Genomic DNA, 19,382 nt, shown 5'->3' on the forward strand with positions numbered 1-19,382 from the left:
CAGGGTCCGTTCGAATGCCTCTCAGCAGAGGATCCTTCTCTGGGGCTCGGTATGGATGACAGTTCCTTGGAGAGTGCTGACAACGTGTTGGACTGCTGTTCGGTGAAGGGCTTCTGGTCGGCAGAGGATATCAACGCGCCTGGCGAGCGGTAGATCATCGATCGATTTGAGGACGATTCCGCTGCCAGGTGGTGAGAAGGCGGTATGGCGGGGCATCAGCGCGATGGCTGGGCCGGCGGATACAATCGCAGCCGCGATGCAGAACTCATTGATCCGGTGGGTGACGTTCAGGGATTGGCCGGCATGAACCGCGATCGCCTGCAAAGCCGGCACCAGCGGAAATCCGTCTTGAACAGACACCCATTGTTCCTCGATGAGGTCGGTGACACCAACGCTCGGTGCGTTGGCGAGCCGGTGTCGGTCCGACATGGCGACGTCCAGGGGTTCGCGCACTAGCGGCAAAGCGGTGACTGACTCGGGCCACGGCGAACTATGCTCCAGGCGGTGCGCGATGACCAGGTCGTAGTCGGCGGTCAGGGCGGGGAAATCGTCCTGTCCCACATCTCTGTCGTGGCAGATGAGCCGCGGGCATCCCTCACCTGCCAGGGCTTGCAGTAGGGGTCCGAAGTAGGTCAGGCCGGCGCTGTTGAACGCGGCGATTCTCACCGTCGCATGGGGGTCCTGGAGGTAGCGGCTGACGGCCTGCTCAGCGGAGTTCATTGCGACACTGATATCCACTGCAGCTCGAGCTAGGGCTTGACCGGCGCCAGTGAGGACAAGGTTCCGTCCCCGTCGTTCTGTCAGGGGAACGTCGACCCGACGCTGCAACGCCGTGAGTTGCTGCGACACAGCTGACGCAGAGACATGGAGCGCACGGGCGACGGCGGCGAGGCTGCCTCGCTCGCCTAGCTCCCGAAGCAACCGCAACTGATGAAGATCCATAAGCAGATGCTAAACCAATAGTTCACCAAGCACCCTCTCGTCTTACCAGTGTGGAGCCGTAAGACTCAGGGGGTGTCTTTTCCAGTGCTGACTCCCGCACCGCGCCCGCTCGGTATGCGACGAAGTCCATTCGCCTCTCTTCTTGCTGCACGTAGGGTGGATCTGCTCCTGCTTCTGGTCGCTCTCGTGTGGGGCAGCAGCTACCTGGCAGCGAAAACACTGACCGATACGGTCGGCGTCACCGTGATTCTCTCGCTGCGTTTTCTGATCACCACGCTAGCGCTGCTGATGATCTGGTTGCTCTGGAACCGTCGCCGGGCCACCCGTCGCGAGATTGTGGTCGGCGTAGTCCTAGGCTTCACCCAGGCTGCGGTCCTGATCCTTGAGACCCACGGGATCGCCGGTACCAGCGCCACGAACGCCGGACTGATTATCAGCCTCGTCATCGTCTTCACCCCCGTCACTGAGAGCATCGCCTTCCGGGTAAGACTGCCGCGCATTGTGTTCGTCGCCGGTGTCATCGCGGTCGTAGGAGTGTGCCTGCTCGTCTCCGGTGATGGATTCGCCATACCGACGCTTGGAGACCTGCTCGTGCTCGCCGCAGCGGTTATGCGCGCCGTCCACGTCACTGCGGTCTCCGCACTTACCCGGGGGCGCGGTTACAGTGCTCCGACTCTGACCCTGATCCAAAGTGCGGTCTGTGCCCTCGTCTACACCCTCGCCGACTACCGAGGCGTTCTTCAGGCGGTGCGGAGCTTCGACACTGGTCAATGGCTCGGCGTGCTCTACCTCGGACTGGTGTGCAGCGTCTTCGCCTTCCTCGTCCAGACCTGGGCCATCCAACAAACATCAGCATCGCGGGCCAGTCTCCTCATGGGAACCGAACCAATCTGGGCCGTTCTCATCGGAATCACCATCGGCCAGGAAACCCTCGCACTCCTTGGCATCATCGGGGCCGCCCTCATCATCACCGGTACCTTCCTTGGACTTCGAGCCGAAACACGCCACCGAACCCCCATTGCGCATCAGACCGATCCGCCTAACACCGCCTGACAACCCACAAGCCCTAAAAGGCTGTCAGTAACCCCATCACCACTGATGCCTGGAAAGGGCTCCTCAGGCCGGAACACACGTGCTGCAGCACGTGGATCAGTTTCCGAGGGAATGGCGGGAGCTTTCGGGAGTCGGTGTAGGCGTTCCTTGTGGTGAGCGCGACTGTGGTGCCAGTAGGGGCACACTGCGGGCCGACGATTCTGCCACTCCGCGATATTGCCGCGCTGCGATGCGGAAAATCTGACCACCGAAAATTCTGTCGTTCGGAAACCACACAAGATTTCATGGCGCATGGGGGTGCAGGTTGTTCGTCGTGATAATTGCGGGAGGTAGCGTCCCTTCTGTTGGATGGGCCGAGAAGTAGAGGCCAGGACCCCCCGTGATCAGGGGGGCCTGGCCTTCGCGCTGACTAGAACCCGATGTCGATCCGATGCACCGCGCCGTTGTAAAGGTCCAGCCGCGTGTCGTCGTCGTCAGCCTCATCGTCGCCCATGGCGCCGAGCATCTGGTCCGGACTCCACAGCATCGGCTCGCTAGACGGCAGGGCTTTGTCTACCCGCAGGGTCTTCGGCATCGCCTCGCGACCGCGCGGGTGGTCGATCAGCTTCATGTCTCGTCTGTTCAGGGACGGACGTCCTCGACCTCGAGCGTCGTTGAGTTGATGGCTGCCATCCGGGGAGCCGGGGTCGACGTCCCGGACGAGCAGGGCCGGCAGGTCGCCGAGTTCGTGCCGGGGCCACTCGCCCTCGACGCCGGTCCCCTCACGTACGACGAACTGCGCCGGGTCGGGGCCATGGTTCGGCGGGTCCACGATGCTAGCGAAACCTATTCACCAGCCGGTGATGCGCGTTGGACGACAGCTATCCCGGCACCGGGTGCGGAACTCAGCTGCCACGACGGCCTCGCTCCCTAGTACTTCATCGTCGGTGATCGCTGGGTCTTCATCGATTGGGATGTAGCCGCGCCCAGCACCCGGCTCTGGGACCTGGCGAACGCCGCTCAAGCGTTCACGCTCTCCGACACCCGGCAGGTCCCGCTGGAAGTAGCACAGAACCTCGCGGCGTTCATCGACGGGTAGGACGCCGACGAGAGTCTGTGCGAAGCGCTGTCCTCAGCACTGGGTCGGCGCGCCGAAGCCGTGCATTGCTTCCCGGAGTCGGCACGCCGGTTCGGCCGTGAGCCGTGGGGCTCGATGTACGCCGAGGGGCACGACGAGCACTGGGCGGAAACGCTCCTGGCATCCTCCCGGTGAACGCTTCGCCATCGGGTGCCCATCCGGTGCTTGCTTAGACTCGTTCACATGATGGATGAGGTCAGCGGCGCGTACTCGGGGCGTGCGAGCGAATACGGGGAGCGTTTCGGCTCAATGGACGCCGTGCACCCGTCCGACCGCCAGCTTGTCTCCACCTGGGCTGAGGGTATCGAGGGCCCTGTCATTGACGCGGGTTGCGGTCCGGGCCAGTGGACGAACCTCCTCGCCCAGCAGGGGCTTGATGCCCGCGGCGTGGATCTTGTGCCCGAGTTCATCGAGCGTGCACGCCGCACCTATCCAGGCGTGCCGTTCGACGTCGGCAGTCTCAATACCCTCGATGTTGCAGCAGGAACGGTCGGCGGGATCCTGGCCTGGTACTCGCTCATCCACCACGAGCCAACCACGATCAGGATTGCCCTCCAGGAGTTCAGCCGTGCTCTGCATCCCGGTGGCGCGCTCCTCATCGGGTTCTTCGAGGGGTCTGTGATCGAGCAGTTTGCTCACGCCGTGGCTCCGGCATACCGCTGGCCGGTACGTGACCTCAGCGAAGAACTGACCTCGGCCGGCTTCGAGGTCGTTGAAACCCACACCAGGACGACCACCGGCCGACGGCCGCACGCAGCGATCATCGCCGGCCCAACCGTGCAGTGATCGATGTGTGCACGTTCTCGGTGCTGATCCATGGGTGCACAGCGTCTGGTCGTGTGGGTCAGAGAGTGCCGGCGATGTCCCGAAGCGCCTGGAGGTATCCGTCCAAAGCCGCCCTGCCGGATCCGGAGAGGGACAGCCACATCACGCGTCGCGCATCACCGCGCTCCGCTGACGCCATCTTGTCGGAGACCAGATAGCCAGCTTCGGCCAGGGTTCTCAAATGCTTGGACAAGGTCGCGTCCGATACTTCTAGGGCGGTCCGGAGGACTGCGAAGTCGAGGCGGTCCACGGGGCGGAGCAGCCCGCAGATCCGTAGTCGCAGGGGTGCGTGAATGACGTCGTCGAAGTGCGCCTTAAGCATGACGGAGATCTCGGGCGGCGCTACGATAAGCCACGCCGGTCAGCCACGTCGTGAGACCGAACGCCAGGACAGTTGTGGCGATTACAGCCCAATGCAGGCCGAAGGCCACCAAGCCGAGAGAGACGCTGAACAGCACCAGGCAGCCGGCCACTACCCCAGTGACAGCCATCCCGGCCTGCCAGCCCATGCTCGCGAAGCGGACACCGGTCTCTCGCTGGATCAGATAGATGATGACGAGTGCGACTGCCAGGGCGAGCCCACCGACCGCCGGCCGATCGTAGTCCTCACCAGGGGCTGTCCCACCAGCCGCGCCGACCCACCACGCAGCTACCGCCCCGAAGCCCGCAAGAAGCGACCACGGGACCCGGATGCCCTCGGCGAGTCGGGCCCGGTCTGCGGATGGACCGGCCAGCGCATGCAGGGCTTCGTCACGGGACGGGCCATGAGAATTGGTTTCCATGACGGCAAGACCATGGGTTGGTTTCCGCTACGACAAAAGACTCGGCGGCGACGCGCGTGGCACGGGGTCCGCACAGATGCAATGGGTACATCTGACTTATCACTGGATCCGTTGCGCGGAGTACACCCGGCCCAACGCGTGACCTCGCAAGGGGATCCTCGACCGCACAGCATCGTGGCACGGCGCGGCGCGAGGGAGTTCAGTCGATGAGTGCCTTCTCAAAGACGTGGTCGGTCTCGGTAGCCCACTGCTCTTGTCCGTTGTCATCGACGTATGGGTAGATCGTTGTTGTTGCTCGTCCCGTAGGAGTGACACCCAAGCGCGCATAGAGCTGACGTGCACCCCAATTCTCGATACCAGCGCTGAGGTGTAGCTTGTTGAAGCCGGCCTTTGCGGCGTAAGCCTCGGTCCAGATGCAAAGAGCTGTCCCTATACCGGTGCCTTGACCAGACTCGTGCACAAAGAGGTGCTTCAGCTCCGGAGTGTGATCGGCCAGCAGATCCAGCATGACGGTCCCGGCTGGCTGGTGCTTGCGCCAAGCTGCTGCATAGACAAGGGTGCCGGCCGCTTGGTGTACCAGCAGATTGCGGCTGATGTTCGCTCCCGGCGGTTCAGTCGCTTCCAAAGCGGCCAAGTCGCCGTCGACGCACTGCCGACTCTGAATCTCGCTAGTCATGCTGCCCCCTTGCCTAGCGTCTTCCTCGAGCTTACGGAGGGCAGCGCCCCTGCAAGCCTCTATCTCCCTGAGGGATCCGCTACAGCTATCTGTTCATGCGGGCTGGTCTCGAACTGTCTTGCAGCCGACTTTCTGTCGGTTATTGGCGCCCGAAGTTGGAAGACGGGGTAGCAAGACATACGAGGAGCAGCAGTGGCGGGGGAGGAGTGGTGTCTTAGTTGGTCGTCTTGTAACCCATGGGTTGCGAGAGATACAAGGTGGAGGGCCAGCTAAGCGGCTTAGAGAACGGGGTGGCCCGGTAGTGGAAGGGAATCGAAGAACACCTTGGCGTCGCGGGCGACAAGCTCCGGGCATTCCCACAGAACCAGGTGCCCTACGTCGGGATAGACCTTTAGAGCTGCACCACGGATCCGCGACGCCAGCGTCTGTTGGTCCTTCCAGGGCAGCAGACGGTCGTGATCCCCCCAAAGGATCAGGGTAGGAGAGCGGATAGGTCCTGCTTCAGTGGGCGGCATTGCCGCACCGTACCCATGCATGATGCCCTTCCAAGCGTGGACCGACATCGTGACGCCGTCTCGTATGCGGTCCTCGATAAACCACGTGGGAACGTCGCGCTGGAATGGGAACCAGGATAGAAAGTCCCGAACCCAGTTTTCAGCGATGGGGTTGGACAGCTGTTCCACGTCATCGGCGAAGGGTGCCCGCCCGTGCAGACTGAGTGGCGCGCCGACGAGCACCAGACCCGCAACCCTGTCGGGGGTGGTGACTGCGACTTGCTGGGCGACATATCCGCCGCTGGATGAGCCCACGACGAATGCTTTCTCAATACCCAAGGCGTCGAGAATGGCGACGACATCCTGCGTCTGGTCTGAAAAGGAGTAGCCGGAGGTTGGTTTGTCGGCCCCGCCTTGCCCACGAAGGTCCGGGGCCAAGATCCTGAAGCCAGTCAGGAGCGGCAGGAGCCGATCAAAGGATCCGCGTGACTCGCCCCATGCATGCAGCAGGAGCACAGGTCGTGCGCCAGGATCGCCTTGAATCAGGCAAGGCACCCTGATGCCGGTCGTGAGCCCGAGGTCTCGAACCTTCGATTCCATAGCCTCACGCTACTCCGAGGACCTACCAGTCTCCTTGGCCTGACCATGCAACCAAGCGAGCCTCAATCGAAGGTGTCTCCTCCAACCAGCTCGCACACCTACGGTTTCGAGACGTAGTGCGTGTTGTACTCGCTCTCAGGTAGGGGCTATCTGATGGTGGGGTTTCCGGGGCGTCGCGAGGTTCCGCCCGTGTGGGGCCTCGATACGCAGAGGTCCGTGATCAGGCCGGTTCCGGCGCATTCACGGAGGGCACGGATCCCCGCTACGGCCGCCGCCTTGTCCGGGAACGGTCTGGAGACGGCGATGACCGTCCTGTCCGGTGTCTTCAATCTGAACCTGAATGCATTGTCTCGGTCATGGAAAAGTTCGATCGTCGCGGCCATGGCCACCCCCTGTGGAATCGCCCGGGCAGGAGAACTGCTCGGGCTCGTCATCGCGACCGGAGCACACGCGGCGTCCGGTTGGCCCGGGAACGGGATGGGTCTTGACCCATGTGACCCCAGCCACACCCATGCCTGATAGTAGGGACCTCGTCGTGTACTGGCGAGTACGTGTCACCCGCATGCCAGACGCTGGTACCCGATCCAGGCCTCCCCACCGTTGACCAGGACTCGCTGGTAGCCCGTGCGTCATCGGAGGCTGTATCAGTCCACCACTTTCCATACCGCTTGCCTGGTTGCCTGGTCGGGGCGTTGTCCGGGATCATCCGTTTCAGGTGAGGTGCTGGTCGGCGAAGCGGACCTACGGTCAGGGAATGAGACTATTACGAAACCGACCTGACGAACTCGTGGGTAGGCGATTTCAAATGCGCGAGAAACTGGCGTCAATCGGGGATAATTACTGGATCGAAGACGACCAGGGTAAACGGATCTACAAGGTCAATGGCAAGGCTCTCCGGGTTCGGGACACCTTTGTACTGGAGGACACCTCTGGACATGAGATCGTGCGCATCCAGGAACGTAAGCTCTCGGTCCGGGACAAAGTCACTATCGAGCGCGACGGCCATACCGCCGCAACGGTGTACAAAGCGCTGATCGGAATTCGGGCTCGTTTCTCCATCGAGGCGGGAGACGGCGTCTCCATGAGGGCATCCGGCAATTTCGTCGCCCACGAGTACCAGATCGAGCGCGAGGGCCGCACAGTTGCAACGATCTCCAAAAAATGGTTCCGCGTGCGTAACTCCTATGGCATCAACGTCGCCCAGGGTGAGGACGTCCCGCTCATTCTGTCGATTACCGTCGCCATCGACTCGCTCACCTAGCGAGAGGCGGAGAGTGACATGGTCCACCAGTTGACGTCCATCCTGAACGCCAGAGGTTCTCACCGAACTTCCTTTGAACCAGCGCAGCACCCCCTGGTAGCGAGGCGAACCTGTTTGACCCGAGTCCATGAAAGTGATGACTCCATGGTCGATATTCCAGTACGCATTCAGGCTTTCAGCCTCGAGGAAAGAGCGCGGATACAACGTTCAAGACCATCGGGCCGGCTCAGTGCCGATGTGATTGTCTCCATCGATAGGGCTGTCGGCGGTCCAGGCGAAGGCCGCGGATACTACGTATACGCAGAGGGCACCGAGGCGGAGCGCTTCCTGAAGCTCAAAGGCGATGTCGCCGTGCGATGTTCGGAATGCAGACGGAAGGGGAAACCCGAGTCGACTCGACACCCTGATGCGCAAAGGCGGGCCACGACCACGTCCGGGCTACCGGGACGGAAGGGAAGGCTGGTCCCCGCGCCGAACGCTGCCTGGCATGGAACGAGGATGCTCGGCAGCCGCCGGGCCTGCACCTCGAAGGAGGAACACCATGGGTTTCGGTGACAAGGTGGGGAATGCGGCGAGAAAGCTGGCCGGCAAGGCCAAAGAAGCCACGGGCACGGCAATTGGTGACGACCGGCTGAAGGCCGAAGGGAAAAGGGACCAGGCCAGGGCCGACCTGAGGCAGGCCGTCGAGAAGGTGAAGGACGCTTTCAGGAAGCGCTGATCACCGGTAGTGCCAGGCGACCGCAGGGGAGCGCCACAGTGTCGAGACCATCCCGCATGTTACGGACTGATCGTCTCGGACATTCCCTATGTAGGTTCCGTCCAGGTCTCCGAGTCCCGGCCCAGTGGGTCCGCTCCGCCTGATTACTTGAGCCTTACCGCCCGCGACTGGAGTAATGGACGGCAGCTGATCCCGCGGACGCGGGGGATTCTGATGAGATTAATCAGTGTCGCTTCAGGTGTCACAGGCCATCATGATTCATGCTTCACGAAGAGATCGGCCGTGACGAGCCGGGACATCTTTTTCTCCGACAAGTGGGACAGGTGCGGGTCATCGCCCGTGCGGTGCGAGTCGTTCGTCCAACTCTTCGCCACCTTCTGGCCCGTTCTCACTGACGGACAGGGCAACCGCAAGCTCGCCTTTCAGCAGGTCGATCACCTGAAGGGAACGACCTGGCCCTCGCCTGACGTGCCGATGCAGCTGCACCTCGATTTGACCGTTCCCGACCGGTCGACACTCGAGCATCACCACTCCAGGGCGCTGGCATCAGGAGCAGAGCTCCGCTTCGATCGTATGGACGACCCGGACGAGCCCTTCTACATCTACGCCGATCCAACCGGTCATCCGTTCTGTATCCTCGTAGCCTGAGCGACGAAGACACTGTCAGCGGGTCCGATGAGTGATTCCTTCGTGCGCACGCTCGTCGTAGGTGAAAAAGGCGTCCGACTGTCCGTTGCTCGAGCGTTTCGAGCTCCTGGAAGAACGTGACTTGCCAGTCGGCGGGACCTTGAACCCTTGCATCCATGGTCGGAAACGGGTTCCCGTCGGGTTCGCCAGGACCTCGTTGCCGGACTTCCTGTGAGACAGCGACGGCTTGATCGGTGTTGGTGACTTCGAGTGCTATCCCCAACAACGACAAGCTGGAAATGCAGCCCGGGCTCTAACCGGCCGGTGCCTCTGACTCCAGGGCGGGCGGGGCTGCGGAGATGTTTGAGATGGCCTTCCACAGGAGGGCTAGGGTGATGGCGGAGCCCGCGAAGGCAAACCACCACGGCCCAGTGAGCCCCCACACCTGGGCGATCAGCCCGCCGAGTAGCTGCCCGATCACGAGCCCACCGAATACGCCCACCATGTTGACGGACGCGATGCGCCCCTGCAGGGACAGCGGAACGAGGCGCTGCCGGACCGTTGTCGAGATGGTGCCCCACATGAAGGCGTAGACACCGAACCCGAACATGATGACGAAGGCGAGCGCGGCCGACGTTGTGAGAGCGAAGCTCAGGTGCATTACCACCTCAAGGCTGAGGCAGACCCGCATCATCGTCGCCAGGCGGAACCTTCGTTCGAGCCAGCCGAAACAGCTGATTCCCACGAGTCCGCCGAGAGCCGCGGAGGTCGCGAGCAGGCCGTAACCAACGGCGCTGAGACCCAGGTACTCCGTGGCGTAGAGCACGAGGACGTACCAGGGGGCCGCCCACGTCACGTTGAAGATCAGGATGATGAGGATCAGCGTCCGGACGGGCGCGTTGCCCCGCAGCCAGGAAAGACCCTCCCGGATGGGCCGAGGTCTGATGCCGTCGTCGAGGGCAGTCACGTCCTGCTGCGGAGGAGGCGTCCTCGCCATCCTCGAGACGAGGACGACGGCGAGGCTCACGCAGAGAATCTGCACCGTGAACGGCCAGAACGAGCCGACAGCGAAAAGGAAAGCGCCCAGCGGTGGGCCGACGAGTTGGTTGGCCACGAGGTATCCAGCCTGCATGCGGGCATTGCCGACTCCGAGATCGGCCGATGGCACCGTCATGGGAAGCAACGTGCTGCCGGCCGTGTCAGCGAAGACCTCGGCCGTTCCGTAGAGGAAAGCCGAGACGAGCACCACCCAGATGCTCACTTGCCCCGTCACGAGAACGGTTACGAGGCCGAGGACGATGACGGCCCGGACCCCATTCGCCAGCATGACGAGTCGACGCCGGTCATGATGGTCGGCGATCGAACCCGCCAGGAGTCCGAACAGGAGCCACGGCAGGATCTGCATCATGGCCCCGGACGCGACCAGGAGCGGCGACGACGTCACCGACGCGATCAGCAGCGGAGCGGCCGAGAGGGCGATCCCGTCGCCGATGTTGCTCGTCCAGGTGGACGCGAGCAGCCATCTGAAGCTGATGCCCAGCCGGCGCGGAGCGAGCACCTCACCGAACGAGGACATTGCGTTCTCCTGACGAGGGGAAGGTGGCGGGGGCGAAGTCGGTTGCACCGTTCGTCTTCGGATCGTATCGGGTAGGGCGAAGTCGCCTGTTCGTCAGCCGGTCCTCCGCTGGGACACCTTTCGCCGGCATGAGCGAGGAGTGGCAGCTCAGATAGACGCTGACGAGGCCGATTCCCGTATGACCTGACTGGAACAGGCTTCGCCGGTCTCGGACACCTTGACCGTCCCGGACCAGAGTGGCAAATATGAACGTTTCCGCCACAGACTCAGCTGAGCGCTACTGGTGGCTTGTGGAGCCCGAATCTCTGTAGCGATAGTCAGTGCCACCATCTATGCTCCACTTCTGTCCGCTCGGGACGGGGTCCGCTACAGATGACAGCTCACACTCGACAGACGGTGCACCAAGCACACCGATCCAGCGAAGCGCGTACGTAAGCCCTCGGCTATCAGAGTGTTATTCGGGTACTCGTCGTTCGGTACTCGTCGTTCGGTACTCGGCGGCGAACTTGCTCGGTGTGGTGCCGGTGACGCGGGAGAAGTCGCGGGTGAAGTGGGCCTGATCGGCGTAGCCCAGCATCGCGGCGGTCCCGGCCAGGGTTCCCAGCGTGGTGCGCAGTCGCTCTGCGGCTTCCTGGAGGCGGCGCCGCTGGATGAGCCACTTCGGGGTCAAGCCGAGTCGGCGGTGGATCAGGCGTTGCAGGGCGCGCTCGGAGAGCCCGGTCTCGGCGCACAGCTGTGCGACGGTGAGCAGGTCGGAGCGTTCCTCGACGAGAGCCACCACGCGGTCGACGAGTTCACCCTCCTGGTCGACGGGCAACAGCGGCCGGAGGGCGTCGGCGAACGCGTCCATTACTGTTTCGTGAGTACTCGGCAGATGCGGGTCATCACGCATCGCTGCCCGTACCCGGTCGGTCAGCTCCGCGCCCGCCTGACCGAGGACATCGGACACGTCAACATGCCTGTCGGTGAACGGAGCCATGGAGCCCTGCGCGATGAGCGAGCCGGCGGCGGGGGTGCACATGACGCCGGCGGCCCACCCGTTCCCGGCCAGTACGGTCTGCGACAGCCCTGTCGTGACACCATAGAAACGCGCGTAGTCTGAAGCGATCACCAGCAGAGACACGGGATACTGCAGGACCCGCTGGATGGATTGCTCACCGGCCGGAACGGACCACACCGGTATCCAGAACCGCTGCACAAGGCCCGCCAAATCGGGCGGAGCCGGATACCGGTACATCACGTGCGACGCGTCATCGGGCGCTTTGAGATGAGCTCGTTCGATCTTGTTCAGAGCACGCGGAGCTGTGTCGGGTTCCATCAAGACCTAAGAATGCCGCACCCGGCAGCATGGAGCACATGAATACCACCTCAACTGCCTACGAGTCCGCTCTCCGTCCCCTTTCCCTTGTTCTCAGCGCTGTTCCGGCGGAAGCATGGGCCACCCCTTCCCCCTGCACGGAATGGACCGTGCGTGATGTTGTCGCGCACATGATCGACACTCAGCGGAGCCTGCTTACGGACCATGGGCACGACCTCGGGCCGGCCCCTGACCTGACCGACCCTGCCACCGGGTTCCGAGACCACGCAGAACGAGTACGTAGCCTCATGAGTAGCGACGAGGTGGTTGGTGCCGCCTATGACGGCTTCTTCGGACCCACCACCGTCGGAGCAACCCTGGAGCAGTTCTACGTGTGGGACATGCTCGTTCACCGCTGGGACATCGCCCGGGCCACAGGCGGGGACGAGGTCCTCACCCCGGCCGAGTTGGACCGCATCGAAGCAGGTGCCGATAGTTTCGGAGCCGCGCTGCACATTGACGGTATCTGCGGACCCGCTGTACCCGTCCCCGCGGATGCCGACCGGCAGACCCTGCTCCTCAGCCGGCTCGGCCGCAGAGCGAATCCATCGGATGAGCGCGAAGGAGGGACCTGATTCGCCACGAACAGCGAACATTCAGCCGGTCATTCAAACGGTACTGGTTCGCACTGTTCTGCGATGAACCCTGGCTTACAGGTCGAGTCGCCAGTCCTGGCTCATGAGATCTTCGCCGAAGAGCGGGCGACGCTCTTCCTTCACAAGTGTGAACCCCGCATTCTGATATACCCGCAATGCAGGACCGAGGTTACTGGTAGTCCACAGGACGACGGCTTCATAGCCCGACGCACGAGCGAAGTCGGTACAGGCGCGAACGAGGCTTTGCCCGATACCGTGGCCGCGGGCGTTCGAGGCAACGAAGAGAAGTCTCAACCGTGCGACGGTCGTTTCATCGTCCTGAACGAGGAGCACAGAACCGACACGCTGCCCATCGAGTTCAGCGATCCAGCCCGCTTGGCGAGCATCGTCGTGCTGAGCCGTGAACTCGGCGAGGACCTCTGCGACGACTGATTGGAAGTCGTGTCCCCAGCCGAACAATTCTCGATAGCCGTCAGCATGCGCGGCAGCTACCCAATCGACGTCCCCAGCCTGATCGGCTTTCCTCAGAACGGCGCGTTCTGTCGTGAAGCTGTCCATACCTCGAAGCTATCCCACTTCCCAACGGGCGGCAGCCTGCTAGTCGCTCACACCCGACAGGCCGACAAAGTTGTTCACTGCGCAGCGGGCGTCCTCGGTCTGTTGACTACCAAGGATCCTGTCCATGGGGGACGGCGCGAAGGAGGACCATCATGAACATCTCATCAGCGGCCGCAGCCTGCACACTGGCCCTGGTAGTCGTGATGGGTACCGCGGGCGCGGTCTATGCAGCGCCTCAGGACCCGTATATCGTGCCCTTCGCCTGAGCAGGGCTGCCCGGCACCTTCGCGGCCCAGGCGTCGGGGTGCTGTGCCTCCACGAAGAGGACCGAACCGCGCCGGAACGGGTAGCTGGGGCTTGACGATTCACTTGCATTTTGCAAGTATGAACAGCATGAGCCTCTTCATCACTTGCCCGGTGGACAGCGTCGAGCGTGCGACCGCCTTTTACACCGCCCTCGGCTGGGCCCTCAATACAGAGATGTCCGATCACAACGTGTCGTGCTTCGCGATCGCGCCCGAGCAGTACGTCATGCTCGGCAGCCGCGAGATGTACGCGGGCGTCGGCGGCGCCGAGGAGCTGGTTGGCGGACCCCACACGCCCTCGAAGGTCACGGTCTCGTTCGACCTCGGCGGCCGTGAGGCGGTCGACGAGCTCGTCGAGCGCGCCAGGGCCGCAGGCGGGCGGATCGGTGACACCGACGACTACCCCTTCATGTACCAGCGTCAGTTCGACGACCCCGACGGCTACCACTACTCGCCGTTCTGGATGAAGCCGGACGCCGATCCGACCGCGTGAGCGACCTCGCCGCGGCCCTCGACATCGTCGGCGCACGGTGGGCCCTGCTCATCGTTGAGCGCCTGCTCGACGGGCCGCAGCGCTACGGCGATCTACAGCGCGAGCTCGGAGTGCCGACGAACATGCTTGCGACGCGTCTGCGCGAACTCGAAGCGGCCGGCGTGCTGTCCCGCTTACCCCTCCGGCACAACACCCGGGCGTACGCCCTGACCGATCGCGGGCTTGCCTTACGCGAGGCAATCGTCGCGCTCGGACGGTGGGGCGCCGAGAAGGCATAGGTGCAGTGCGGGATCCCTGTCGGGGCCGTTCGTGTCCTCGGATGTGTGGCTATATGACGTGATGTTTGCGCTGGGTGGTGGTCTCCGGGTCATATAGAGGCGTAACCATCCCGAGCGGCCGAGAGACCTGGATCGATGACGCCGCAGCAACCCTCTTCGTAGCTTCTATCGCGGAGAAAAGGTGCTACTGCCAGGACCGATGGAGAAGCGTCACGCTTTCGTTGGTCTGATCGAAGCGCTTTCATGTGCGCCGATCGACGCTTCTGGATGCTCGTTTGTCTGCTCCATCGGACGATGATCTAGGAGCACATAGTGATGAAGAACAGTCGCCCTGCCGTACAGGCCACACCCCTCGCCCTGAAGCTGCTGGCATCCTCGGCAGCCCTGGGACTGCTGGTGACCGGTTGCTCCCTGAAGGAGCCCTCGAGCACCACCACCCCCGCACCGGCCGCATCGGGTGCCGCGGCCGAGCAGATAAGTCCTACGGACATTCCCTCGCTGGAGGGCAAGACGGTCGGCATCGCCGCGAAGGACATCGTGCACGACTTCAGCCGCGTCGTGTACGACACGGTGCAGGCGCGGGTGGAGGAACTCGGCGGGGAAGTCATCGCCACCCAGGCCGAAGCGAAGGAGAACAAGCACGTCTCCGACGTCGAGAACCTCATCGCGCAGGAACCCGACGCGATCATCGTGATCCTGGGAGACGCCACCACCCTCGGTCCGGCGCTGGAGAAGGTCAATGAAGCGGGGATCCCCCTGTTCACGATCGACTTCCAGTCGGAGTACTCCACGAACAATGTGACCAGCGACAACTGGGTGATCGGCTCGACGGTGGCGCGCACCATCGCCGAGAACATCGGCGGGGAGGGACAGATCCTGGTCTTCAACGGATTCCCGGGTGTTGCGCCCTGCCGGATCCGCTACAGCGAGCTCGAGGTGGTCCTGGAGGACTACCCGAAGATCGAACTGATCGAACCGGAGCTGCAGGACAAGTACGAAGGCACCGTCGAGGACGCCAAGCAGCAGATCAACGATGCGCTGCGCAGGCTGCCCGAGGGCGAGATCGACGCGGTGTGGTCCTGCTGGGACATCCCCCAGATCGGTGCGGCACAGGCCATCGACGCAGCCGGACGGGACGAGATCAAGGTATACGGCGTCGACGCCGAACCCGGGGCCCTGGACATGATCGCTGATCCCGAGTCGTCCTTCACGGCCACGGTGGCCCAGCAGACCACGGTCATGGGTACCCGCTCCGCGGACAACGTCGCCCTGTTCCTCTCCGGTGCCGAGGACGAGGTACCGACCACAAGTTACCTGGAGCCTGTGTTCATTGATAAGGACAACGTGACCGAGGTGCGCAGTGAGCTGGGGATCTGACCCGACGCGCCCTGCAGCTCCACCGTTTCTGTCGATGCGGGGCATCAACAAGTCCTTCGGTGCCGCCCACGTCCTCCGCGATGTCTCCTTCTCCATCCATGCCGGGGAGGTCCGAGGGCTGGTGGGGGAGAACGGGGCGGGCAAGTCCACGCTGATCAAGATCCTCACCGGCCTGTATTCCGCAGATGCGGGCACGATCGAACTCGAGGGCGAACCGGTCACCATCTCCTCGCCCGCCGACGCGGAGCGGCTGGGGATCCAGGTCATCCACCAGGACCGCCACCTGGCCGGCCGGCTGACGGTCGCCGAACAGCTCTACCTGGGGCGGAGCGAAAGCCGGCGGGGCTGGGTGTCCCGTAAGGCGTTGAACCGCCGGGCGGCAGAGGACCTGCGCCGCACGGTAGGCCTGGAAGTTCCGCCACAGCTCCTCGTGGATGAACTGACCGTCGCCGAACAGCAGCTGCTGCAGATCGCCCGCGCCGTCCTCGCCAAACCACGCCTGCTGGTGCTCGATGAACCCACGGCGCCCCTGGCCGCCGCCGAGGTCGCCCAGCTCTTCGGGACCATCCAACAGCTCCAGGAAGCCGACGTCCCGATCATCTACATCTCCCACTACCTCCAGGAGCTGCGGCAGATCAGCGGCAGGGTCACCGTGCTCCGCAACGGCAGCAACGCAGGCGACGTCGACCTCGCCAGCACGCCTGATAGCCCCGACAGCTCTGATAGCTCTGACAGCACTGACGGCCTCGGGAAAGTCATCGAACTCATGGTCGGTGCAGCGGTCGAGGAATTCGGGCCGCCGCGTGCCACCCGGCACCCCGACCGCCGGAGCCCGGCGCTCGAGGTGACAGGGCTGGCCGTCCCTGGGGCCCTCGCCGACCTCGACCTGACCGTCCACAGCGGCGAGATCCTCGGCGTCACCGGCCTGGTCGGGTCGGGAGTGGACGTGCTGGCCGACGCGGTCACCGGCAACATCGCCCATGCCGGGCACGTCCGCCTGCACGGGCAAGCCATCCGTTCGGCGCATGCCTTCGTCCGGGCGTCAGGGGCGTACGTGCCGGCCGACCGGCGGAAAAACGGCGCGCTGGTGCGCAACACGGTGCGGGAGAACATCAGCCTGGTCACCCTGCGCACCCTGAGCAGCCGGCTGGGCGTGATCCACCGGCGGAAGGAACAGCACGTCGCCGAGACGTTCATCAGGGAGCTTGACATCCGCCCCGCCCGGGCCGACGCCGTGGCAGGTTCGCTGTCGGGCGGAAACCAGCAGAAGACGGTCCTGGCCCGGTGGCTGGCCGCAGGGTCCCGGTTCCTCGTGCTGGACCAACCCACCTCGGGGGTCGACGTGGGAAGTCGGGCCCAGATCTACACCCAGATCAGCAAGCTGGTCGACGCCGGTGCCGGCGCCCTGCTCGTCACGGTCGACCTCGAGGAACTCGTGGGTCTCGCGGACCGGATCCTGGTGTTCCACCGGGGCCGTGTCATCGCCGAGCTGTCCCGCGGCGAGGCAAGCACCGACAGGATTCTCGCCCTGGCATCCGGCACCCAGCAGCAGGCACCGGACAGTATTTCCGAGCCCACCAGCAGCCTTCGCACGATCACGAGGGAACACGTATGAGCACAACAACCGCCGTGCCGGAAGCACGAATCCTGAAACCGTTACGTCGAGGGGCACCCCGATGGCTCGCGTGGGCCGGCTACGGGGCCGTCGTCCTCGTCGTCCTGATCTTCGCGGTCTCGTCGTCGGCGTTCCTGACGCCCGGCAACATCAGCGCCACCCTCAACCAGGCCGCGGTCTTCGCGGTGGCAGGATTCGGGCTGGCCGTGGTCATCATCACCGGCGGCGATGACGTCGTCAACGGAGGCATCGACCTGTCGGTCGGCGCGGTCGCGGGCCTGGCCGGGACCGTCGCCGCCGTCGCAGCCGGCACCGGGATGCAACCCCCGTCCGCCATCGCCCTGGCCCTGCTCATGTCCGTGGCCGCGGGAATCATCAACGGCAGTGCCGTGGCCATCGGGTTGAGGCCCCTGCTGGCCACCTTGGCGATGATGGGCATCGCGGGCAGCCTGAACCTGGTGATCAGCGGCAACGTCAAAGTGCCCCTGACCGGCACCACCTTCGAATGGCTGCGCGACGGGCGTGTCGCCGGACTGCCGGTCGCCGTGGCCGTCATGCTCCTGGCCTTCGCCGTCGTCGGACTCGCCATGACCCGGACGACATGGGGAATCCGGAGCTACGCCGTCGGTCAGAACCCGACCGCGGCACGCGTGGCGGGACTGAACCCCGTGCGCTACGTGTTCGTCAGCTACATCATCTCCGCCGCACTGGCGGGTGTCGCCGGCATCCTGCTCGCGTCCCGGCTGTCCTCGGCCGTACCGGGACTGGGGGATCAGATCCTGTTGGACATCGTCCTGGTCGCGTTCATGTCCGTCGTGTTCTCGCGCAGGCTCGTCGTCTCCCTCGGAGGCACCCTGGTCGCAGCCCTGTTCGTCGCCGCGCTGACCAATGGATTCACCCTGCTGGGGGTAGCCAGCCAGTGGGTCGGGGCCGCGAAGGGCGTCCTGATCCTGGTGGTCCTGGCCGTCGTGGCCGTGCGTGGACGGGGAACAGCACGATGACAACCGACACCCAGCACACCACCAACCCTCGGGACGACAATTCCCCGGACACCTCGCCCGGATCGCGGACGACTCCGCCGACCTCACGGATATCGGGCGAGCCCCGGCGTTTCCGTGCGGACGTGGTGCTGCCCCGCCTCATCGCGCCCGTCGTCCTGGCCGGGATCCTGCTCGCCTTCTCCGCCCTCAGCCCGGTGTTCTTCTCCAGCGACAACCTGCTCGGTGTCCTGAACCAGGCCGCCATCCTCGCCCTGGTCGCGATAGGGATGACCGTGGTCGTGCGCGCCGGGGGGATCGACCTCTCCATCGGTGTGGCACTGGACCTCGCGGCCCTCGCCGCTGCGGCGGCCATCGCCGGCGGCTACCGGCCCTGGGTAGCGCTGACCATCGGCCTCGCCTTCGGGCTGACCGTGGGCCTGGTCAACGCCGCCCTGATCGTGCTGCTGCGCATCCCGTCCTTCATGGCGACGTTGAGTGTGTGGTTCATCGGCACCAGCGTCCAGCAACTGTTGACCGGCGGAGGCGCCCCCATCTACCTGCAGAAGTCGCAGGTCCCCGACGGGTTCGCCCTCTGGGGCAACGGCGCAGTGCTCGGCATTCCTATTCCGCTGGTTTTCGCAGTCCTGGTCGCCGCCGTCGTCTACCTGGGCCTGGACAGGACCCGGTGGGGGCGCGAACTCACGGCCACCGGGGAGCAACGCACCGCCAGCCGGATCTCGGGCAAACGCGTCTCATGGCTGGCGGTATCGGCCTACCTGCTCGGTGCCGCGCTGGCGGCCCTCGGGGGAGTGGTGCTGGCATCACGGACGTACGCCTTCATCCCCGCCAGCGGACAGCTGTACGTCATGGACGCCATCGGCGCCGTCTTCATCGGAGCCACCCTGAGCCGCTTCGGTCGCGCCTCCGTACCCGGCACCCTCGTCGGTGTCCTGATCTTCGCCCTGCTGGCCAACGGCATGAACCTCATCGGGCTGTCCTTCTTCTGGCAGGGCCTCGCCCGCGGGGTGGCGCTGCTGGTCGTGCTGCTCCTAGCCATTCTCCTCACCCGCACCACCCGCGTACCCGTGATACCGCCCGCGCTCCGGCGCCTGCTCGCCCCCTCAACCGCCAGATCCTGATCACCTTCCCCGA

At 64.2% G+C, this 19,382-nt stretch carries 23 protein-coding genes, 1 pseudogene and 1 riboswitch; of the genes and pseudogenes, 13 read left to right on the forward strand and 11 right to left on the reverse strand.

The features are described 5' to 3' along the window. Positions 1–21: 21 nt before the first annotated feature. Together CXQ97_RS15825 and CXQ97_RS20410 are read right to left on the reverse strand one after the other, a co-directional pair. The gene (locus tag CXQ97_RS15825; protein WP_258062669.1) at positions 22–720 is read right to left on the reverse strand and encodes a LysR substrate-binding domain-containing protein; all 699 of its coding nucleotides are present in this window, start codon (positions 718–720) and stop codon (positions 22–24) included. A 48-nt stretch (positions 721–768) separates the two neighbouring features. Continuing rightward, a pseudogene (locus CXQ97_RS20410) lies at positions 769–942 on the reverse strand (LysR family transcriptional regulator); the annotation flags it as partial. Positions 943–1,098: 156 nt separating this feature from the next. Between CXQ97_RS20410 and CXQ97_RS15830 the strand changes: the two are divergent. Then, complete coding sequence (locus CXQ97_RS15830) at positions 1,099–1,995, forward strand: DMT family transporter (protein WP_258062661.1); 897 nt, start codon at positions 1,099–1,101, stop codon at positions 1,993–1,995. A gap of 409 nt (positions 1,996–2,404) precedes the next feature. On the opposite strand, the gene CXQ97_RS20120 is transcribed toward CXQ97_RS15830, so the two are convergent. Then, a complete protein-coding gene (locus tag CXQ97_RS20120) occupies positions 2,405–2,605 on the reverse strand; it encodes a hypothetical protein (RefSeq protein WP_104181847.1) in 201 nt (66 codons plus the stop codon). Between the two features lie 51 nt (positions 2,606–2,656). Between CXQ97_RS20120 and CXQ97_RS20125 the strand changes: the two genes are divergently transcribed. Both CXQ97_RS20125 and CXQ97_RS15845 read left to right on the forward strand, forming a co-directional pair. Beyond that, positions 2,657–2,908, forward strand: coding sequence for a hypothetical protein (locus CXQ97_RS20125; protein ID WP_104181848.1), 252 nt, complete (start codon positions 2,657–2,659; stop codon positions 2,906–2,908). Positions 2,909–3,295: 387 nt separating this feature from the next. Further along, a complete protein-coding gene (locus CXQ97_RS15845; RefSeq protein ID WP_104181883.1) occupies positions 3,296–3,898 on the forward strand; it encodes a trans-aconitate 2-methyltransferase in 603 nt (200 codons plus the stop codon). A gap of 58 nt (positions 3,899–3,956) precedes the next feature. On the opposite strand, the gene CXQ97_RS15850 is transcribed toward CXQ97_RS15845, so the two are convergent. The 5 genes from CXQ97_RS15850 to CXQ97_RS20600 form a co-directional block, all read right to left on the reverse strand. Then, positions 3,957–4,259 carry a transcriptional regulator gene (locus tag CXQ97_RS15850; protein WP_104181849.1) on the reverse strand — a complete coding sequence of 101 codons (303 nt, stop codon included), beginning with the start codon at positions 4,257–4,259 and terminating at the stop codon, positions 3,957–3,959. Then, a complete protein-coding gene (locus CXQ97_RS15855) occupies positions 4,252–4,719 on the reverse strand; it encodes a hypothetical protein (protein ID WP_104181850.1) in 468 nt (155 codons plus the stop codon). Before CXQ97_RS15855 ends, CXQ97_RS15850 begins: the two co-directional genes overlap by 8 nt. Positions 4,720–4,918: 199 nt before the next feature. Further along, positions 4,919–5,395, reverse strand: a complete 477-nt coding sequence (locus tag CXQ97_RS15860) for a GNAT family N-acetyltransferase (RefSeq protein ID WP_104181851.1) — start codon at positions 5,393–5,395, stop codon at positions 4,919–4,921. A gap of 278 nt (positions 5,396–5,673) precedes the next feature. Continuing rightward, on the reverse strand, positions 5,674–6,489 hold the full coding sequence (locus CXQ97_RS15865) for an alpha/beta fold hydrolase (RefSeq protein WP_104181852.1): 816 nt from the start codon (positions 6,487–6,489) through the stop codon (positions 5,674–5,676). Positions 6,490–6,635: 146 nt separating this feature from the next. After that, entirely contained in the window at positions 6,636–6,923 is a 288-nt protein-coding gene (locus tag CXQ97_RS20600) for a YegP family protein (RefSeq protein ID WP_306740116.1), read from the reverse strand. Positions 6,924–7,294: 371 nt separating this feature from the next. Between CXQ97_RS20600 and CXQ97_RS15875 the strand changes: the two genes are divergently transcribed. The 3 genes from CXQ97_RS15875 to CXQ97_RS19965 all read left to right on the forward strand — a co-directional run bounded on the left by CXQ97_RS15875 (position 7,295) and on the right by CXQ97_RS19965 (position 9,116). Next, the gene (locus tag CXQ97_RS15875) at positions 7,295–7,750 is read left to right on the forward strand and encodes an LURP-one-related/scramblase family protein (RefSeq protein ID WP_258062663.1); all 456 of its coding nucleotides are present in this window, start codon (positions 7,295–7,297) and stop codon (positions 7,748–7,750) included. Positions 7,751–8,291: 541 nt separating this feature from the next. Further along, complete coding sequence (locus tag CXQ97_RS15880) at positions 8,292–8,468, forward strand: CsbD family protein (protein ID WP_104181854.1); 177 nt, start codon at positions 8,292–8,294, stop codon at positions 8,466–8,468. A 282-nt stretch (positions 8,469–8,750) separates the two neighbouring features. Then, positions 8,751–9,116: a VOC family protein gene (locus CXQ97_RS19965; protein WP_258062664.1), complete on the forward strand. Its 366-nt coding sequence runs from the start codon at positions 8,751–8,753 to the stop codon at positions 9,114–9,116. Between the two features lie 292 nt (positions 9,117–9,408). On the opposite strand, the gene CXQ97_RS15890 is transcribed toward CXQ97_RS19965, so the two are convergent. Both CXQ97_RS15890 and CXQ97_RS15895 read right to left on the reverse strand, forming a co-directional pair. Continuing rightward, a complete protein-coding gene (locus CXQ97_RS15890) occupies positions 9,409–10,671 on the reverse strand; it encodes an MFS transporter (protein ID WP_104181855.1) in 1,263 nt (420 codons plus the stop codon). Between the two features lie 454 nt (positions 10,672–11,125). After that, the gene (locus CXQ97_RS15895) at positions 11,126–11,989 is read right to left on the reverse strand and encodes a helix-turn-helix transcriptional regulator (protein WP_104181856.1); all 864 of its coding nucleotides are present in this window, start codon (positions 11,987–11,989) and stop codon (positions 11,126–11,128) included. 38 nt (positions 11,990–12,027) lie between these two features. Between CXQ97_RS15895 and CXQ97_RS15900 the strand changes: the two genes are divergently transcribed. Further along, the gene (locus CXQ97_RS15900; protein WP_104181857.1) at positions 12,028–12,603 is read left to right on the forward strand and encodes a TIGR03086 family metal-binding protein; all 576 of its coding nucleotides are present in this window, start codon (positions 12,028–12,030) and stop codon (positions 12,601–12,603) included. 75 nt (positions 12,604–12,678) lie between these two features. On the opposite strand, the gene CXQ97_RS15905 is transcribed toward CXQ97_RS15900, so the two are convergent. Continuing rightward, on the reverse strand, positions 12,679–13,182 hold the full coding sequence (locus CXQ97_RS15905; protein WP_104181858.1) for a GNAT family N-acetyltransferase: 504 nt from the start codon (positions 13,180–13,182) through the stop codon (positions 12,679–12,681). Between the two features lie 393 nt (positions 13,183–13,575). On the opposite strand from CXQ97_RS15905, the gene CXQ97_RS15910 reads away from it, so the two are divergent. From CXQ97_RS15910 to CXQ97_RS15935, 6 genes are all read left to right on the forward strand, one after another. Then, a complete protein-coding gene (locus CXQ97_RS15910) occupies positions 13,576–13,980 on the forward strand; it encodes a VOC family protein (RefSeq protein WP_104181859.1) in 405 nt (134 codons plus the stop codon). After that, a complete protein-coding gene (locus CXQ97_RS15915) occupies positions 13,977–14,258 on the forward strand; it encodes a helix-turn-helix domain-containing protein (RefSeq protein WP_104181860.1) in 282 nt (93 codons plus the stop codon). Before CXQ97_RS15910 ends, CXQ97_RS15915 begins: the two co-directional genes overlap by 4 nt. A gap of 102 nt (positions 14,259–14,360) precedes the next feature. Next, positions 14,361–14,464: riboswitch (SAM riboswitch) on the forward strand. Positions 14,465–14,573: 109 nt separating this feature from the next. Next, positions 14,574–15,635, forward strand: coding sequence for a substrate-binding domain-containing protein (locus CXQ97_RS15920; RefSeq protein WP_104181861.1), 1,062 nt, complete (start codon positions 14,574–14,576; stop codon positions 15,633–15,635). Positions 15,636–15,669: 34 nt separating this feature from the next. Continuing rightward, positions 15,670–17,250, forward strand: coding sequence for a sugar ABC transporter ATP-binding protein (locus tag CXQ97_RS15925; RefSeq protein WP_104181862.1), 1,581 nt, complete (start codon positions 15,670–15,672; stop codon positions 17,248–17,250). Next, positions 17,247–18,251, forward strand: coding sequence for an ABC transporter permease (locus CXQ97_RS15930; protein ID WP_104181863.1), 1,005 nt, complete (start codon positions 17,247–17,249; stop codon positions 18,249–18,251). The genes CXQ97_RS15925 and CXQ97_RS15930 overlap by 4 nt, the downstream gene beginning before the upstream one ends. Then, positions 18,248–19,369 carry an ABC transporter permease gene (locus CXQ97_RS15935; RefSeq protein WP_104181864.1) on the forward strand — a complete coding sequence of 374 codons (1,122 nt, stop codon included), beginning with the start codon at positions 18,248–18,250 and terminating at the stop codon, positions 19,367–19,369. The genes CXQ97_RS15930 and CXQ97_RS15935 overlap by 4 nt, the downstream gene beginning before the upstream one ends. Positions 19,370–19,382: the final 13 nt, after the last annotated feature.

The organism is Arthrobacter sp. B0490 (genome assembly GCF_002929355.1).
Lineage (GTDB): Bacteria > Actinomycetota > Actinomycetes > Actinomycetales > Micrococcaceae > Arthrobacter_D.

What these genes read in the sequence shown, in the direction of transcription:
- CXQ97_RS15825 (WP_258062669.1), bottom strand. Translation starts at nt 720, where the DNA reads ATGAACTCCGCTGAGCAGGCCGTCAGCCGCTACCTCCAGGACCCCCAT.
- CXQ97_RS20120 (WP_104181847.1), bottom strand. Translation starts at nt 2,605, where the DNA reads ATGAAGCTGATCGACCACCCGCGCGGTCGCGAGGCGATGCCGAAGACC.
- CXQ97_RS20125 (WP_104181848.1), top strand. Translation starts at nt 2,657, where the DNA reads ATGGCTGCCATCCGGGGAGCCGGGGTCGACGTCCCGGACGAGCAGGGC.
- CXQ97_RS15845 (WP_104181883.1), top strand. Translation starts at nt 3,296, where the DNA reads ATGATGGATGAGGTCAGCGGCGCGTACTCGGGGCGTGCGAGCGAATAC.
- CXQ97_RS15850 (WP_104181849.1), bottom strand. Translation starts at nt 4,259, where the DNA reads ATGCTTAAGGCGCACTTCGACGACGTCATTCACGCACCCCTGCGACTA.
- CXQ97_RS15855 (WP_104181850.1), bottom strand. Translation starts at nt 4,719, where the DNA reads ATGGAAACCAATTCTCATGGCCCGTCCCGTGACGAAGCCCTGCATGCG.
- CXQ97_RS15860 (WP_104181851.1), bottom strand. Translation starts at nt 5,395, where the DNA reads ATGACTAGCGAGATTCAGAGTCGGCAGTGCGTCGACGGCGACTTGGCC.
- CXQ97_RS15865 (WP_104181852.1), bottom strand. Translation starts at nt 6,489, where the DNA reads ATGGAATCGAAGGTTCGAGACCTCGGGCTCACGACCGGCATCAGGGTG.
- CXQ97_RS20600 (WP_306740116.1), bottom strand. Translation starts at nt 6,923, where the DNA reads ATGACGAGCCCGAGCAGTTCTCCTGCCCGGGCGATTCCACAGGGGGTG.
- CXQ97_RS15875 (WP_258062663.1), top strand. Translation starts at nt 7,295, where the DNA reads ATGCGCGAGAAACTGGCGTCAATCGGGGATAATTACTGGATCGAAGAC.
- CXQ97_RS15880 (WP_104181854.1), top strand. Translation starts at nt 8,292, where the DNA reads ATGGGTTTCGGTGACAAGGTGGGGAATGCGGCGAGAAAGCTGGCCGGC.
- CXQ97_RS15890 (WP_104181855.1), bottom strand. Translation starts at nt 10,671, where the DNA reads ATGTCCTCGTTCGGTGAGGTGCTCGCTCCGCGCCGGCTGGGCATCAGC.
- CXQ97_RS15895 (WP_104181856.1), bottom strand. Translation starts at nt 11,989, where the DNA reads ATGGAACCCGACACAGCTCCGCGTGCTCTGAACAAGATCGAACGAGCT.
- CXQ97_RS15900 (WP_104181857.1), top strand. Translation starts at nt 12,028, where the DNA reads ATGAATACCACCTCAACTGCCTACGAGTCCGCTCTCCGTCCCCTTTCC.
- CXQ97_RS15905 (WP_104181858.1), bottom strand. Translation starts at nt 13,182, where the DNA reads ATGGACAGCTTCACGACAGAACGCGCCGTTCTGAGGAAAGCCGATCAG.
- CXQ97_RS15910 (WP_104181859.1), top strand. Translation starts at nt 13,576, where the DNA reads ATGAGCCTCTTCATCACTTGCCCGGTGGACAGCGTCGAGCGTGCGACC.
- CXQ97_RS15920 (WP_104181861.1), top strand. Translation starts at nt 14,574, where the DNA reads ATGAAGAACAGTCGCCCTGCCGTACAGGCCACACCCCTCGCCCTGAAG.
- CXQ97_RS15925 (WP_104181862.1), top strand. Translation starts at nt 15,670, where the DNA reads ATGCGGGGCATCAACAAGTCCTTCGGTGCCGCCCACGTCCTCCGCGAT.
- CXQ97_RS15930 (WP_104181863.1), top strand. Translation starts at nt 17,247, where the DNA reads ATGAGCACAACAACCGCCGTGCCGGAAGCACGAATCCTGAAACCGTTA.
- CXQ97_RS15935 (WP_104181864.1), top strand. Translation starts at nt 18,248, where the DNA reads ATGACAACCGACACCCAGCACACCACCAACCCTCGGGACGACAATTCC.